We start from the raw sequence: 15,618 nt of genomic DNA, 5'->3' as shown, positions 1-15,618 counted from the left end.
ATTGTTTTTCGTTTTCCCGCCGCCCAACCTCGTGTGGCGCGCCGTCTACGACTGCCCCGACAGGATGGAGGTTCCCGCATGCCACTCGAAGTCGGCACGCTCGCACCGGACTTCACGTTGAAGGACCAGAACAACCAGGAAGTCTCCCTGTCGGACTACCGCGGCGAGAAGAACGTCCTGGTGGTGTTCTATCCTCTCGCGTTCACCGGCATCTGCCAGGGTGAGCTGTGCAAGGTCCGCGATGAGCTCCCCAAGTTCCAGAACGACAACGCCGAGATCCTCGCGATCTCCGTAGGCCCCCCGCCCACCCACAAGATCTGGGCGGCCGAACAGGGCTACACGTTCCCCCTCCTGTCCGACTTCTGGCCCCACGGTGCGGTGGCGACCGCCTTCGGCGTCTTCAACGAGAAGTCCGGCTACCCGAACCGCGGGACGTTCGTGGTCGACAAGGACGGGATCATCCGTTTCGCGGAGATGAACGGCCCCGGCGAGGCCCGTGACCAGCAGGCTTGGGAGAAAGCCCTCGCCGCGCTAGATTCATAACCCGTCGCCCCGGTTTGTTGTCCGGGGTTGATCCGGATCTCGGCCTCGCGCCGGGGAATCCGGGCGTATAGCTCAGCGGTAGAGCACTGGTTTTACACACCAGCGGTCGGGGGTTCGATCCCCTCTGCGCCCACCATGAACCGGCAGGTGCCTTCGGGTCTCTGCCGGTTTTCTTTGCCCCAGGGGGTAGTTCGTGGGGCAAACGTGGGGCAGCTGTCGCTAGCCGAGCACGCGCCGGACATCCGTCCACTGGCTTTCGCCCAACTTCGCGTACCTCTGAGTGGTGCGGACCGACGAGTGCCCCAGGAGAATCTGAACCTGGTCCAGGGGTACCTTCGCGCGCACAAGGCGGCTGGCGTAGGTATGGCGGAGGTCATGGGGTCGGACCTTGCCGAGTCGTCGTTTGCCGTCTTCTTCGTCGACCCACGCCACGCGGGCAGCGGCATCGAAGCGCTTCTTGAAGTTGTCTTGATCGAACGGGCGGCCGCCCGTATGAGCAAGGAGGAGACCGCTGCGGACTGTTCGGCCACTGACGTAGGGCACCGGAGCGGGTTCGCCGAGTCCGTCCTTCTTGACGACCGCGGCAAGGGTCTCGGCCAAGGTGTCGCCGATGGGGATCACGCGTCGCTCGTAGTCCTTCGGCGGTTTGATGCGTCTGGCCGCCTTGTCCCAGGCCCATTCGATTGTGATCGTGTTGCGTCTGAAGTCGATGTGCTCCTTGTGAAGACCTTGCGCTTCGCCCATCCGCATACCGGTGCCGAGCAGAACATCAATGATCAACTGATCGAAAGGTTCAAGAGGTTCACGAAGGGCGGCAACCTCCTCGTCCTCGAGGTATCGCTCGGGGGTAGGGCCTGGCTTCGGCAGGTCGACATCTACGCAGGGGCTCTCGGCGATCAGCTTGGCTTTGCGCGCGGCCTTCATGGAGCCGCTCAGGAGGTGATAGCACTTGTCCACGCTCGTCGGTGCCAGTGTGGACCGGAGATCGAAGATCCACGCCTGGACGTCGGGCTGGGTGATGTCGGCGAGCAGCCAAGAGCCCCACTTCGGCTTGAGATGCTTGTTGATGCGAAGGGTATCGATCTTCTGGGTGCCTTCTTCGACGGTTCGCTGAAGTGTCCACCGTGGCAACCACTCTGCCCATGTTGTGTCAGGCGCCGGTTGAGACGGGTTTTCGCGCTCGCTGTCCTCTTTGGCCGTCGCCTTGCGTCTGGCGACGTCCTTCGACGTGAAGATGCCGGCGCTGCGCTTTCGGCCAGCGCTGTCACGGTAGACGGCGCGGTATCTGCCACTGGGTAGCTTCTCTGCCCATCCCACGTCGAACCCTTTCTGGAGCAATCGATTTCACTTCGGCCGAGTCATGTCTCGATTCGACAGTATGAAGGCTCTGTCAATCAAAAGTATCGAAAAATATTGTCTAAGTGGACATTTGAACCCGTATACTGACTTAGGGGGCTATCCACGGTGGGGATCGAGGTGCGTTGTCGATGGCGGTTCCGCAAGAGAACATGAAGCTCATCGCGGTCATGCTTGAAGCTGGTGTCAGTGCCACGGGACTCGCCAAGCGGATGCAGGACCACAGTCGATCCGACGGTGGGCCGGTTCTGTCTACACGGCACACCCTCGTCAAGAAATGGATGGACGGTGTGATCGCGCAGCCCAGCGAGCGCTCGTGCCGTGTCATTCTGGCGGTCTTGGGGGCGAAGCTCGACCGAAGTCTCAGGCCGGCGGACATCGGATACCCCGATCTCGCGCTGGAGGAGACGGAGTCGGTCCGGGATCTTCCAGATGCCTTTGAGAGCCCTATGGTCATCTCGCAGCGGTTGCAGTGGCTAGGTCAGATCGATGTCGACGACCCTGTTCTCGATATCTTCGACTTCGCACTGGCCGACATTATCGATCGCTACGAGGTGGAAGGCCCCAAACGGCTTGCTCCGGAGGTAATCGCACTACGCGGTCGGGTCGATGACCTGCTTCGCCAACGCCAGCACCCGAAGCAGGTCACTCGCCTCTATCAGTTGGCCACGAAGCTGTCTGGAGTGCTCAGCTACATGGCTGTGAACCGAGGGCGATTCAGTCACGCCAAAATGTACGCGAAGGAAGCATTTCATATCGCAACCCTTTTGGAAGATCCCCAGTTGAGGGCCTGGGTGCGAGGCACTGAGAGTTTCTGTGCGTACTACATGGGCAACTATGACGCCGCCGCGACCCTCGCCGAGGAAGGACTGCGCCACGCGTCGGACGGACCCCAAGCCATTCGATTGCTGTCGAACGGGCTGGCGCGAGCTCGGGGAAAGATGGGTGATGTAGGCGGTGTTCACTCGGCTATCAGCCACGCCAACGTGCTGATCGAGCGTCTGCCGACTCCTGATGGGTTGTCGCCGGCGCTTACTTTCGAGCCATACAGCCATGCCCGCCTGGCGGCCAACGCCGCGACAGCGTATCTCTCGGCCGGGGACTACGGGCGAACCCTGGAATTCGGTCACCAGGTAGAAACCCTTGTGGACGAGTCGGATTCGGTGTGGAGCAGGTCTCTGGTCAGGTTGGATATCGCCTCTGCGCTGTTGAAGTCGCGCAATCCAGATGTCGAGCAAGCGGTGTACCTTGGCTCACAAGCCCTGACCTTTTCAGAGGAGCGGCCCATCCGATCCGTCTGGCAGCGCGCTCATGAGTTCGGTACAGCCACGCAGAACTTCGACGCGGCCGACGGTCGCGAGTACCGGATGGCTCTTAAAGCGTGGGCTGACCGCGTTCGCGATTTTTCAGCACCTACCCGCGGTTAGCTCCAAGTCCGAGCGTCGCAACGTCGTCCCAGCGGTACGCACTTGATTCACGACGCAATTTCACAATTCTTACGGCGTCGACGCAGATCTTGACCGGTGCGATGGTCCGAAGCTGAGAGACCTGATCTATCAATGGCTTCGCCGGTTGATTACGATTGCTGTATCCGATCCCGACATGCGGTCGGAACAGTGCTGTAGCCGCCGGCGAGAGGTTCGGAAGAGCCGTCAGCGTCGCTGTCCTCGCAATTTGGTGCAGCTCGAAAAGTTGAGACCAGGGAGAGGCTGAAAACCGGATCGCGCCGCGTGACCCAGCTAATGGACCGACACTCAGATCGAACGGCTCGATATGGCTCAGCATCTCCTTGGCGACGTCCGCCAGAGCGTAAATTTCATCGTGGGTGACTAGGTCGTCGTTCCCAATCTTCAGTAATGTCATGTGCAATCCATCGACCGGAACGAAATCAAGGCCGTCCGGATCGAGACTGTCCTGGCATGACGCGGCCATCGTCGCAAGAGCCGGATCCTCGAAGGTCAAATACCAAAAGTAAGTCTGCTGATCGGTCGCCCACACGCTGCGCGTCCAGTGGTTCTCCATGTTCTCGATCCCACGAAACGCTTCCCAGTCGTTCTTGCTGATGGCCTCATCGCTCGACAACGAACGTGGGGCAGACCTGGGGAACGCCGTGGCCTTGGCGGGCCCGTTCTTCGGCTGTTCGGAGTCCTGACTGGTTTGCACTCTCACAGACTACGTGTGCCCCCCGAGAGTAATTAGCCCCCCTCAAGTGCACTGCCTCCGGCTCTGAACTCCGAGTTTCCTGATGTGGCAAGACATTTCAGCCCATGTCAAACCACGGAGGCAGATTCATGACATCGAGACCCGACAAAGCAACGCGCGGTCCGTCCGGGCAGCTGATGAGCTTGCGCGACGCCGCCGCGCTCGCACAGGTCGATACCAAGACGATCCGACGGTGGATCGACCGCGGTCATCTGGCGGCGTACCGCATGGGCCCCAGGCTTCTGCGTGTCGAGCGCAGTGAGTTGATGACGGTGGCGAAGCCGGTACCTGCGAACTTTCCGGGCGGCACGGCATGATGCGCTCGCCTCAGAGTCTTCTCTTTATCGCCGTGGTGTTCGGCATCATTTTCGTGGTTGCACCTCAGCTCATGGTGAGCGTCATCGTTGGCGTGCTGGTGGCGATGCTTGGTTTGCGCTGGTTCGTGCGATCCGCGTCGCGGCGGGGGTGGCGGCGATGAACTACATCGGCTCCTCGCGCTACAGCCACGGCACAGCCCAGAACCCTCCGGTCGATCCGGACGTGTATACGGCGTCGTTGCGGTTCCGATTGGTGTTCGCCGCGGTCGCGGTGGTGTTCGGGTTCGGTGTGGTGGCCGGCCTGATGCTCGGGCAGGGCAGTCCTCGGCAGGCTCCGTCGCCGAATGTGTGCCGTGCGGACGAGGTTTCGCGGATCGACTGCGTTCACGTCACCGCAGCCGTACCGACCTCGACGGGGGTGGCGCGATGAACTGGACCGCCATCCTCGGACCCAAGGCCGTACTGGAAGCGGAAAACGAGCGCCTGCGTCGCACTCTCGCAGAGCGGGACGCCAAGCTCGCGCAGCTGTCCTCGGCCTTGGATGACGCCCTCGACCGTGAGCAGCTGCATTCGCTCACCGCCCCACATGAGCGCCTCACGCCGGCGGCGGTACTGGATCGCTTCGACCACCCCCGGGCCCAACACCCCGCTCCGGAATCGATCGCCCGCGGCTCGGCGTCTCTACCGGCTTCGAGGGTCTGGTCCGTGCCCCTGGAGAGCACTGCGGCCGGCGTGCCGGTTGCAGCGGATCGGAGGCGATCGCGATGAGTGCTGACTCCACTCTCGAAGTGCATCAGCAGTTTCCGTCGCCAACGGCTGATGAGGCGAGGGAGCTGACCGAGGAGATCCGTCGCGGTGTCGAGCAGGTCTGGGCGCTGGTCACGAAGGCGTACGTGTGCCGAGTGTGGACGGTGCTCGGGTACGACAGCTGGGACGCGTATTGCTCGGTCGAGTTCGACGGGGCCCGGTTGCGGATCCCGCGAGAAGAGCGCTCGCAGGTCGTGGAGTCGTTGCGGGACAGCGGGATGTCCGCCCGCGCTATCGCCGCCGCGACAGGTCTCGGGTACGGCACGGTCCAGCGCGGAATCGCTGACCTGTCAGGTGATCCAAATGGATCACCTGACTCGGTGGTCGGTTTGGACGGCAAGCAGTACCAGGCCAAACCCGTTGAACGCGAGCCGATCACCGTGCCAGGCGCGGACGAGAGACAGCCGGACCGGAACGCTGAGGCAGCCGCTCCACGTCGGCGTCGCCCGCTCACCGACTCGTTCGACACCGCCCGCGCCGATCTACTCAAGAAGACCGACGCCCTCGTCCGCATCGCCGCCGATGACCGGTTCGACCGGCACGCCGCCCAGCTCTCGCACCAGTTCCGCAGCGACCTGCTACGCGCGCAGGAGGCCCTACAAGCGGTCATCGACCGCCTCCCCGTTCCCGCCGACCGTCCTGAGGAGGGATGAGCGATGCACCTGGTAGACCCCGAGCACCCCGACACCCCGATGAGCGGGCAGATCGAGCATGTCGACAGTGCACTGGCGCGCAGCTGGCTCGAACGCAACCCGAACAACCGCCCGATCCGCCAGTCACGGGTGCAGCAGTACTACGACGACATGGTCTCTGGCCGTTGGCGTTTCAACGGCGAAGCGATCAAGTTCGGAATCGACGGCCAACTCCTGGACGGACAGCACCGCCTGATGGCGATCGCCCGCACCGCGGGCATGAGTTTCCCGCTGTTGATCCTGCGCGGGTTGTCCCCGGACACCCAGGTCACGATGGACCAGGGAGCCAAACGCACTCCCAGTGATCAGCTCACCATCACCGGTGTCACCAGCCACAACATGACCCTGGTCGCCGCGGCCTTGCGCGTGTACATGGTGTGGCTCGAAGGCAACTTGTTCGGCGACGGCATGGGAAGTGTCTCGACCACCCGAGTGGTCGAATTCGCCACTGCCTACCCGGAATTGGTGACAATCGCGGACCGGTTCACGGGCGTCGCCACGCGGCTCAAGGCTCGCCCGGCCGTGGCGTGCGCGGTCGCGATCCGGCTGACCGAGATCGATCCCACCTTGGCGAACGAGTTCGTGCGGCTGTGGGATTCGGGCGCGGGCCTCGCGTTCGATTCCCCGATCCTCGCGCTGCGGGAGCGTTTGGACTCGCTGCGATCGAGCCGCGTGCGCACCAGCGACCGCGACCAGATCGGGTTGATCGTCGCGGCATGGAATCTGTGGCGGCGCGGACGCGGCGTGACGAAGTTACAGCGCCCGAAGGGCGGGTTCACCGCCGAGAACTTCCCGGAGCCCAAATGAGCGCCCGGGACCGTGATCGGGAACCGGCGGAGCAGCGGGCCTTGTGGGTGGAACGCGAACGCCTGCACACGGTCAGCGATGTTCTCTCCGATATCTGTAGCGCAGCCTTCGACACGGCGAGACAGGATGACCGCGGGGACTGCGCGGCGGCGGATGCCAAGTTCGAGTACGGGTACGGACGCCAGAGATCTGCTCTCGCAGAGTTTTTCGCCGTCGCCGATGCCTGTCTCGAAGGCCGATGGGGTAGCGAGTCCGTCGCCGAGTCTCGTGCCCGGCGCGCGAAGATCCTCGGTGGCGACAGCGAACTACTGAACCTGATCGACACCGCGAGCGCGGATCTGGCGGCCCGCCGCCGGCGCGCGCAGCCTGATCGGCGGAGATCGCGATGAGTTGCGCATGCGCCCCCGATCAGGAACCGGGCCGTGGCCTGTGCCCGACGCATTACGCGGCGTACCGGACTCGTCAGATCGCCTACGGGCGGTGGAAGCCGCGTGTACCGGCGACCGATGTGCGCGGGCATGTCGAGGCGATGCGCGCGGCCGGGGTGAACGCGAACCAGCTGGCCAAGCTCGCTGGGATCAGCCAGCCCGCGTTAACCCGGATCATGTCCGCCGGCCCGGACGCGCGAGTGTCGAGCCGCTTGCACGACGCGGTGCTGGCGGTTCCGGTGCCCGAACGTGCCGCCGACGTCACCGCAGACAACGCGCTGGTCCCGATTCTGGGGGCGCGCCGCCGTTTTCAAGCGTTGGTGGCCTCGGGCTATCCAGCGACCCAGCTGGCGCGGGAGTTGAGTGCGTCCTCGCTGAACCATCGCACCATCCGGGCGTTGATGGGTCACCGCATCGATCACGGGCGGCCCGCCCAGCAGATCGGCGCCGAGCGCGAGCGGGCGGTCAAAGACCTGTTCGACCGGTTACAGCTGGTCCCTGGCCCGTCGGCGCAGGCGCGCGCGTTGGGGCAGCGGCACCGGTGGCCCCTGCCGATGGAGTGGGACGAGAACGCCCTGGACGACCCGCACGGGCGCCCGACTCGGTCCCGCTGGACCTCGGCATCGAGCCGTTCGGAGCGGCACGAGCAGGTCGCGGACCTCACCGCCCGCGGGTTCACAAGCACACAGATCGCCGAGCAGCTCGGGATGAACGTGCGACTGGTCGCACGCGACCGCGCTCTCGCCAGTGCGCACCGCGCCGCTGAACCGACGCCGGACCTGTACTCGGACAACGAGTTCCAGGCCATGAACGCCGTCGCCGAACGGGCCCGCGCCGACATCGCTGCGCGCCGCGCACGTCCACGTCGACAGGGATTGGAGCGAACACGATGAACCACAACCAGAAGATCGACCGTTGCGCCGCCCTGGAGCGCCGCCACCGCATCCAGATCATCGCCGGACTGCGTTCGACCGGAGCGAGCTATACCGAGATCCGGGAACTACTCGGGATCACCCTGCGTCAGGTCGAGGCGGTGCTGGGTGAAGCGGAAGCCCTGCGCGGCCAGGGTTTCCGGATCCGTGAGATCGCCGCCGAGCTTGGGGTGCCGGTCGGTTCGCTGGGCCGGGTGCTTCCCGCCCGCCGGCGCGACACGGTGACCGGGCGTCAATCCCAGGTGTTGGCCGGGACAGCGCACATGCACGGCATGCAGGTCGACATGCTCGCGGAGTTCCTCAACATCCTCGAATCCAGCGCGTACGCGATCGTGCGCGAGCTGATCGCCAAAGGGCTGGTCATGCCGTTGGAGAAGGTGCAGCGCGGGCGGGCGTGGGTGTACCCGCGCAGGGACGTCGCGGCTCGCTACCTGAACTGGCGCCCGGCGGACTGGAAACCGCCGCTCACGCACGCCAACCACTACCGCGCTGTGGCTCAGGCCCGGATCATGCTCGTCGGATCCGATCCGAGCCTGTTCGTCTCCGAACGCACCTTGCGCCACCAGGCCACGATCGCGGCCAGAGCCGAGGCCCAGAACCGCCGGGGCACAGCGGTACTGGAGTTCAGCAGCGGCTTGGAGCCGATGCGGGGCCGTCCCCACATCCACGACGGGCATTTCCTCGGGGTCGTGCAGGGCACACACGGCTGGTGGGCGCTGGAAGTGGAGCTGAGCGTCAAGGACGCCCCCTACATGGACACCGCCCTGCAAGGCGCGATCCGCGCTGCCCGGGACGCGGGCCCGTACTCGATGGTCGGGCTGCTGTACCTGTGCCGCACCCCCGCAGTGCGCAAGAACGTCGGTGATGCGCTGAATCGGCTTCCCGCTGAGCTGCAAGCGCTCCCGCTGGAGCTGCACGTGCGCGACCTGGACAAGGACTGGACCGCGTTCATCACCCGACGCCGTGAGGCCCGCACCGCGAAAGCCCAGCGCCGCAACCTCTTCGACATCTCCCAGGAAGCATCATGAGCAACAACTGCCAGCCCCTGATCACCCCCGCCGACTGCGGCGACCCCGGTGCCGTCGCCCCGCCGGCCGACGGAGCGCTGTTCCCGCCGATCACCGCTGAACCCCCGCCTGGACTGCCGCCCGTAGTCGAGGAGGTCACCGACCCGGTAACACAGTGGGACGGAATCGATCTCGCAGGCGCTGGTCATGCTGCCGAGACAGCGCTGGTGTGCGGCGCGGTGCTGGCCGCGATGCTCGTGCTCATCGTGGCGGTGGCCGCGACCCGACCGTTGGAGCCGCACCGGCTGCGGAACTTCGCCGCCGCCGCGTGGGCGCTGCCGCTGACCTCGGCATTGGCGGGCGGGTCCTGGTCCACGCCGTGGAGCCTGCTGTGGGACGGCGCCGAGCACCTGGCCGCCGGCGAGCTGGGCGGGTTGTCGATGATGTTCGTGCTGGGACTGCCCGCGACCATGCTGGCCGCGTCGCTGTGGTGGGCGCACTTCCTGATCAAAACCGACACCGTCGGATTGAAGTCCCTGCGCCGCACCAAACGGGTCCAGGATGCCCTGACCGCACGCCGCCACCAGAGCGCGGCACGGGCGGCGAAACTCGGTGCGCCGCTGCACCGCGGGCACGACATCGTGCTGGGCACCCACGTGGACACCGTCACCCACAAATCCCTGGGCATGTGGCGGTCTCTGACTCGCCGTCACGAACCGTGGTTGGCGATCCCGCACGCGGACAGCAAGAAGCAGCAAGCCCTGTTCGGCACCACCGGCAGCGGCAAGACCGGGCTGATCACCACCTATTCCACCGCCCTGTTCGACTACGAATGGCGGGCTTGGCAGAAATGGTCCGGCGTGCCGGGCATGGCGGGCAAACACCCCCGCCCGCTACTGGTCGTGATCAGCTGCAAAGGCGGCCAAGATGACCGTGACCTCGGGGTGAGCCTGCGTGAATCGATGCTCGCGCAGGGCATCGACAAGGACCGGATCGCGCTGGTGGTCCCGGACATGGACACCCTCGACATCTGGGAGAACACCCCGGCGCGGGACCTGCGGGCGATGCTCGCGGCGCTGCTGACCTCCACCGCGGAAGCCAGCACCGCCGAGGGACAGCACTTCGAGGAGATGCAGACCCGCATCGCGCACCTGGTCGTGGACGCTCCGATCGGGCCGCCGCGCAACCACCGTGAATTCCTGGAGCGGCTGGACGCGGACAAGCTCAAGGACATCTGGAACAACGCGCCCGATGTGGTGCGCCAGGTCGACGCGATGCAAGCGGAGAAGGTCCCGCAGATCGACGACGCGCTGATCAAGTGCACCAACCTGTTCGAACACCTCAAGGACACCAACGGGAACATGGTGTTCGACGGCGGCCGCGACATCGGCGATCTGGACCTGCTGTTCATGACCGTGCCCGCCCTGGACAAGGACGCCGCGCGCGCTCAGGTCTCGGCCACCCTGCGCCTGCTGCTCCAGCGCGCCGGGCGCACCGCGAAAGACCAGCGGCGCAGCGTGATCCTGTTCATCGACGAACTCTCGGCCCTGACCACCCGCAAGGGGTCCATCGGGATCGAGGACATCGCCGAGCGTGGCCGCTCGCAGAAGATCGCCATGGTCTTTTGCGGCCAGTCCCCTGAGAGCGTCGCCCCCGACGCGTGGACACTGGGCCGCCTGCTCAAGACGTGCGCCGGCGGGGTGCTGCTGGGCTACATGGAAAACGCCGGAGAGCTGTGCAAACACGCCGGATCCATTCCCGTGATGCTGCCGTCACGGCACCTGATCAAAGGCCAGCGCCACGGCGACGAGGGCCAGGTCTCGGTCGGTGAGAAATGGCTCGTGGATCCCGACCGAGTCCGCCAGTTCGATACCGGCGAATTCGTGTTCTTCAAACGCGGACACGCCCGCTTCGGCCGCGTGATCCTGCGCGACGCCTCCGCGCACACCCCGCTTCCGGGCACCGCCCCCACCAAGCCCACCCCGGCACGCGGCGACGATTCCGCCCCCGCCCCCGCCTGACCCCCTGCCAGTCCGAATTCGATTGGAGCACAACCACTATGCGTATCTTCCGCGACCACGACGACGACCACGACGACGAGAAGCCCCGCCCGAGCGACGATCCCGCCGCGCAGGCCGAGTTACTGGCCGACGAGATCCAGGACTGGCTCGACGAGCGCGACCGCGCCAAGACCACCCCGCAAACTCCGATGGCTTCGGTGACACCCCTGTTCCCTGTCGCGACGGACCCTGCCACCGCATCCGAGACCGCGGCAGCGGACGCACTCAAGCCGGTCGCAACCCCGGTGCCGGCGGCGGTAACGCATACCCGCGGGCAGATCTGGCGAGCGAGCGCCGCGAGTTCCTTCGTTGTGGTCGGTGCCTCCACGGTCGCGATCTGGGGGCAGCCCGCTGAGGTCGGAGCCCCGATCACGGTCTACGGCCTCGGCTGGGTCGTCTACCTGCTCTGGAACAGCGCACACCGGCCGTCCCCGTCGCTGGCCTTGGCCGCGTTCACCGAACGCCGCGCCGCCCGCGTCCACCGCACCACGCCCTGAGCCACGTCATCACCACCACAAAAGGAAGGAAACCAATGCACCCCAACAACTCATTCACGAATGAGGTGGCGGGCCCACCGCCCCCGGCTCACGACCTCGAAACTCCTGGTATCGGGAGAAATTCGACCGCCGAAGCCATCGAACCTGCGGACGAATCCGGCGGTGCAGCAACAGCGTTCGACAGCCTGGCGGCGCTGCTGACCCGGTCCGCCGAGCTGACCAGGGACGAGTACCAGGCGTTCGCGCTGGGCCTGATCGATTCCAAACGCACCGACACCGACTTTGCCGACGGTGTCTTGCGCGGCCTGTGGTTCGCCGTGGTGATCGTCGCCCAGTACGCCCCTGGTACTCGCGCCGAACTGGGCCGACGACTGCTGCAACTCGACCACGCGATGCCCCGCCTGCTTCGCCGCGTCACCCCCGAGACCGACGAACCGGCCCCCTCTCCTGCTGACGTACCCGATGACGTCGCTGCCGAGTTCTACCACCTCGAAATGACCGACCTGAGCAGCCGATCCCTCAGCACCCGTTTCGAGGGAGACCGATTCAAATGGCTGCTCGCGAACCCCGAGCGTCCCGACCAGCCAACCGCGTCCTGACCGAACCCGTTATCCCCGAAAGGAATTCACACACTCATGTCTGAAATCGACGAGATCGCCCGCGATACCGGCAAAACCTTCCGCGACGTCCTGAACGTCGCCGGGCAGTGGTTGCGCACCCTGCGCAACGCCGACGGCACCGGCAAGCTCACCCGCAAGCAGCGCCGCGAGCTGGCCGAGCACATCATGGGCCAGGTCCAGGCCGAGAAGGTCACCGCCGCCTGGTACACCAAACGCGTCGCGGACTACCGCAGCGAGCACGCCGCGGCCCGGTACCGGCGCGAGAACGACCCGCTGTACACCGACCACGACGCCGCCCTGGACGCCGAGCGTCTGGACGCGATGCGGCTGCGGATCGAGGAATCGCTCACCACCGCCCAGATGCCGACCGAGCGCCGCGGGCAGGTAGTGCACGCCCTGGACAAGGCCACCCGCCGGCCCTACCGCACCAACCCCGCGTTCGAGGCCGTGTTCGAGCCGATGACCCAGACTCAGCAGCGCGAGGCCCGGGCCACGGCGGTGGAGTCCGAGAAGTGGGTCGAGGCCCGCCGTGTCGATCTCGATCACCGGCTGGCGTCGATGAACGTGCACGAGCCCACCCTGCAACGCCACCTCCTGCGTAAGTCGGGAGCTGTTGCGGGGGATCAGGGTTCGTCGATTGCGAGCGAAGTGAAGATCGGTCGCGACACCGCCCGGGCGAACGCGGTGCAGACGATCCGGCACGTGCAGTACACGTGGCTGCGGGACCAGGCCAGCGGTCGTGCCCCGGACCCGTACGGGGTCACCGCCCGCCGCGAAGCCGCCGAGCAGGCCAAACGGGCGGGGATGACGACCGAGGAGGTGCGGTGGGAGTTCGCCCACGCCGAGGCCAATTCGCGCTGCCAGGTGACGCTGTCCTCCAGCGCTCCCGACGGAAGCCGGCACGGGATGCGCGCCTACTTCGCGTCCGAGGCCGAAGCCGCTGACTGGACCCGAGATGCGGTGCGGTTCAACACCTGGGCGCCGGGCTCGACGTTCGCGGTGCGGGCCCGCGAGACCGGGCGGCGGCTCCCGTTCTACACCGCCGAGGGCAACCAGGCCGAGATCGGGCGCAGCATGAACGACTGGCAGAACGAGGTCACCACCGAACAGTCCGACCCTCCGGACCAGGACCGGACCCGCGAAAAGTCCGCGACCGCAACGGATCAGCAGGATCTGGAACGGCGAGTGCTGATGCTTCAGCGTGGCCTGGACGCGATCGCCGCCGAGCGGGACCAGCAGCGACAGCAGGCCGAGGCGACGCAAGCGGAGCTGGACGCGCTCAAGAACACCCAGCTGCGCACCAACGCCGAGATCCGCGAGCTGCGCGAGGAACTCGGCACCGCGCGCGATGAACGCGATCAGTACCGCGGGGAACGGGACGAGGCGGTGCGCAAGCTCGCCCAGGCCACGCCCGAGCAGGAACGGTACGGCAGCCGCGAACGCGTCGCGCGTGAGCAGCAGGGCAACGGTCCGGGGCCGTCGCAGCCGGTCAACGGTGGTGCGGTCCGTCCGCCGCGGGAGCGCTGAGCGATGTACGACGAGCACGAGGAAGCGATGCGCGCGGACTTCTCCGACCGCTTCGGCGAGAGCCTCAAAGCCCTGTGGCCCGGACTCTCGCCCAGCGAAGTCAGCGAGATCGACAGGCGTGTGGGCGAATACGACCAGCGGTGGACCGACGGTCCGTACGAGGCGGAGTGGAAGTTCCTGCACGCCTGCTACCAGGACTGGCGCGACCGCCCGCGGGAGATGCGGATCTTCGCCGACGATGTGCGCGCCAACCCGGGCGTGTACATCGCGAACGGGCTGACCGAGGTCGCGCGCCGCAGCATCGATCAGGCCGAAAACGCGGCCAGCGAGGAGCGTTCGGCGATCCGGTCGCTGCGACCGCCGGCCGAGCGTCTCCCGATCAGACGGGAGCGGTGAGCGTGATGGAACGTGAACACGAAGAAATGATGCGCAGCGACTTCCGAGACCAGGCCGCGCTGCAAGCCCGGACATGTCAGGCCGACGTGACTGAACAGGAGATCGGGGAGAGCTTCAGCAAAGTCCGAGAGATCCACGGCCGCTGGCACTCCGGCCCGCATGCCGAGCAGTGGCAGTTCCTGTCCGACGCGTACGCGGACTGGCGGGACCGGCCCGACACCATGGCCCGGCACATGGACAACGTCGAACACAACCGCGCCCAGGGTTGGGATCCTCTCGACGGGGTGCAGTACCGCAGCCTGCTTCAGGCCCGGGAACTGACCGCTCCCGATCGCGAGCACGACCGCACTCGCGGTCGTCGCCGCGGGCAGATCTCGCGGGAGCGCTGATCGGCATGACTCACGATCCGGTCCACGGCAGGTCCTGGCAGATCATCACCTCTGCCTTGACCGCGCGTATGGGTCCGGGCCGGGACCGGGCACGGTGGACATTGTTCCTGTGCCCGGTCCACGAGGCCGATGGACAGCACCACAACCCGTCGCTGGGGGTCCGGTACGACTCCGCCCAGGAGAAGACCATCGTGCGGTGCTTCGCGCACTGCGACGACAAGGACGTCCTGGACAGTGTCGGGCTCAAGGTCCGCGACATGTGGGACCGCCTGCCCGAACGCACCCGGCAGCCCGCTGGCGGGCAGCCTCGCCCGCCGGGCCCGTCGCAGAACCAGCAGGCCCAGCAGCGGCGAGTATCGCTGGTGGACAAGGCGATCGACTACGCCCGCCTGGAGATTCCCGCCAAACCCGATCTCGGCGACGCGATCGGCGCGACGGAGAACGTCTGCTCCTACGTGTACCGCCGCGCGGACGGGCACGTCGAGGGCGCGATCAACCGCCGGCGGACCCCGCACCAGCGTGGGGACCGCAAGTCCTTCAACCAGATCCGATGGAACGGAACCAGCTGGGAACCCTCGGGTTTCGCGCCGATCCCGTACCGGCTGCCCGAAGTCGTCGAGGGCGTACAGGGAGGCCGGGAGATCTACGTGTGCGAAGGCGAGAAAGACGTCCAGCGCGCGTTCACGGCCGGGCAGGTCGCCACCTGCAACGCCATGGGCGCGGGCAAATGGACCGACGCACACGCGAAATGGCTGCACGGTGCGGGCCGGGTGATCGTGGTCGCCGACCGCGACCGCCCCGGCTACCTCCACGCCGCCAAAGTCGCCGAAACCCTGCACGGCCACGTCGGGGAGGTCCGCGTCCTGCAAGCAGCCGCGGGCAAAGACCTCTCCGATCACCTCGACGCAGGACACGGGTTCGAGGACCTGGAAATGGTGCCCTACCTCGACCGCCATTACCGCCAGCCGCGACCGCAGCAGCGAAGCGCCACCCGCTCCCGCTGACTTATCCATCTATCCCTCATCGACCACCAAGGAG

Annotated in this window: 19 protein-coding genes and 1 tRNA gene; 18 read left to right on the top strand and 2 right to left on the bottom strand. The window is 66.2% G+C overall.

Annotated features, from left to right (window positions below; translation table 11 throughout):
* The first annotated feature begins 78 nt into the window (after positions 1–78).
* Complete coding sequence (locus ACWIGI_RS05695; protein WP_454201183.1) at positions 79–543, top strand: peroxiredoxin; 465 nt, start codon at positions 79–81, stop codon at positions 541–543.
* 61 nt (positions 544–604) lie between these two features.
* A tRNA-Val gene (locus ACWIGI_RS05690) sits at positions 605–679 on the top strand.
* Between the two features lie 83 nt (positions 680–762).
* Here the strand turns inward: ACWIGI_RS05690 and ACWIGI_RS05685 are convergent.
* Entirely contained in the window at positions 763–1,860 is a 1,098-nt protein-coding gene (locus tag ACWIGI_RS05685; RefSeq protein WP_454201182.1) for a tyrosine-type recombinase/integrase, read from the bottom strand.
* 170 nt (positions 1,861–2,030) lie between these two features.
* Between ACWIGI_RS05685 and ACWIGI_RS05680 the strand changes: the two genes are divergently transcribed.
* Positions 2,031–3,326 (top strand): hypothetical protein, encoded by a 1,296-nt coding sequence (locus ACWIGI_RS05680; RefSeq protein ID WP_454201181.1) that lies wholly within the window; start codon positions 2,031–2,033, stop codon positions 3,324–3,326.
* On the opposite strand, the gene ACWIGI_RS05675 is transcribed toward ACWIGI_RS05680, so the two are convergent.
* Entirely contained in the window at positions 3,313–4,062 is a 750-nt protein-coding gene (locus ACWIGI_RS05675; protein WP_454201180.1) for a 2'-5' RNA ligase family protein, read from the bottom strand. The two genes, ACWIGI_RS05680 and ACWIGI_RS05675, sit on opposite strands and share 14 nt — an antisense overlap.
* A 128-nt stretch (positions 4,063–4,190) precedes the next feature.
* On the opposite strand from ACWIGI_RS05675, the gene ACWIGI_RS05670 reads away from it, so the two are divergent.
* The 15 genes from ACWIGI_RS05670 to ACWIGI_RS05600 all read left to right on the top strand — a co-directional run bounded on the left by ACWIGI_RS05670 (position 4,191) and on the right by ACWIGI_RS05600 (position 15,584).
* Complete coding sequence (locus ACWIGI_RS05670) at positions 4,191–4,418, top strand: helix-turn-helix domain-containing protein (protein WP_454201179.1); 228 nt, start codon at positions 4,191–4,193, stop codon at positions 4,416–4,418.
* A 157-nt stretch (positions 4,419–4,575) separates the two neighbouring features.
* Complete coding sequence (locus ACWIGI_RS05665; protein ID WP_454201178.1) at positions 4,576–4,848, top strand: hypothetical protein; 273 nt, start codon at positions 4,576–4,578, stop codon at positions 4,846–4,848.
* Positions 4,845–5,186 (top strand): hypothetical protein, encoded by a 342-nt coding sequence (locus ACWIGI_RS05660; protein ID WP_454201177.1) that lies wholly within the window; start codon positions 4,845–4,847, stop codon positions 5,184–5,186. The genes ACWIGI_RS05665 and ACWIGI_RS05660 overlap by 4 nt, the downstream gene beginning before the upstream one ends.
* Positions 5,183–5,878, top strand: a complete 696-nt coding sequence (locus ACWIGI_RS05655) for a hypothetical protein (RefSeq protein WP_454201176.1) — start codon at positions 5,183–5,185, stop codon at positions 5,876–5,878. Before ACWIGI_RS05660 ends, ACWIGI_RS05655 begins: the two co-directional genes overlap by 4 nt.
* 3 nt (positions 5,879–5,881) lie before the next feature.
* Positions 5,882–6,724: a hypothetical protein gene (locus ACWIGI_RS05650; RefSeq protein ID WP_454201175.1), complete on the top strand. Its 843-nt coding sequence runs from the start codon at positions 5,882–5,884 to the stop codon at positions 6,722–6,724.
* The gene (locus ACWIGI_RS05645) at positions 6,721–7,113 is read left to right on the top strand and encodes a hypothetical protein (RefSeq protein ID WP_454201174.1); all 393 of its coding nucleotides are present in this window, start codon (positions 6,721–6,723) and stop codon (positions 7,111–7,113) included. Before ACWIGI_RS05650 ends, ACWIGI_RS05645 begins: the two co-directional genes overlap by 4 nt.
* On the top strand, positions 7,110–8,045 hold the full coding sequence (locus tag ACWIGI_RS05640; RefSeq protein WP_454201173.1) for a helix-turn-helix domain-containing protein: 936 nt from the start codon (positions 7,110–7,112) through the stop codon (positions 8,043–8,045). The genes ACWIGI_RS05645 and ACWIGI_RS05640 overlap by 4 nt, the downstream gene beginning before the upstream one ends.
* Positions 8,042–9,112: a hypothetical protein gene (locus ACWIGI_RS05635; protein WP_454201172.1), complete on the top strand. Its 1,071-nt coding sequence runs from the start codon at positions 8,042–8,044 to the stop codon at positions 9,110–9,112. The genes ACWIGI_RS05640 and ACWIGI_RS05635 overlap by 4 nt, the downstream gene beginning before the upstream one ends.
* On the top strand, positions 9,109–11,112 hold the full coding sequence (locus tag ACWIGI_RS05630) for a hypothetical protein (RefSeq protein ID WP_454201171.1): 2,004 nt from the start codon (positions 9,109–9,111) through the stop codon (positions 11,110–11,112). Before ACWIGI_RS05635 ends, ACWIGI_RS05630 begins: the two co-directional genes overlap by 4 nt.
* Positions 11,113–11,150: 38 nt before the next feature.
* On the top strand, positions 11,151–11,648 hold the full coding sequence (locus ACWIGI_RS05625) for a hypothetical protein (protein ID WP_454201170.1): 498 nt from the start codon (positions 11,151–11,153) through the stop codon (positions 11,646–11,648).
* 35 nt (positions 11,649–11,683) lie between these two features.
* On the top strand, positions 11,684–12,247 hold the full coding sequence (locus tag ACWIGI_RS05620; protein WP_454201169.1) for a hypothetical protein: 564 nt from the start codon (positions 11,684–11,686) through the stop codon (positions 12,245–12,247).
* Positions 12,248–12,283: 36 nt separating this feature from the next.
* Positions 12,284–13,795 carry a hypothetical protein gene (locus ACWIGI_RS05615; protein ID WP_454201168.1) on the top strand — a complete coding sequence of 504 codons (1,512 nt, stop codon included), beginning with the start codon at positions 12,284–12,286 and terminating at the stop codon, positions 13,793–13,795.
* 3 nt (positions 13,796–13,798) lie between these two features.
* On the top strand, positions 13,799–14,191 hold the full coding sequence (locus ACWIGI_RS05610) for a hypothetical protein (protein ID WP_454201167.1): 393 nt from the start codon (positions 13,799–13,801) through the stop codon (positions 14,189–14,191).
* A 5-nt stretch (positions 14,192–14,196) separates the two neighbouring features.
* Entirely contained in the window at positions 14,197–14,580 is a 384-nt protein-coding gene (locus ACWIGI_RS05605) for a hypothetical protein (protein ID WP_454201166.1), read from the top strand.
* A 5-nt stretch (positions 14,581–14,585) separates the two neighbouring features.
* The gene (locus ACWIGI_RS05600; protein ID WP_454201165.1) at positions 14,586–15,584 is read left to right on the top strand and encodes a toprim domain-containing protein; all 999 of its coding nucleotides are present in this window, start codon (positions 14,586–14,588) and stop codon (positions 15,582–15,584) included.
* Positions 15,585–15,618: the final 34 nt, after the last annotated feature.

The sequence above is a fragment of the Nocardia sp. NPDC055321 genome (assembly GCF_053645575.1).
The sequence above is the reverse complement of the archived record's forward strand: the minus strand, read 5'-3'. Positions and strand labels throughout refer to the sequence as shown.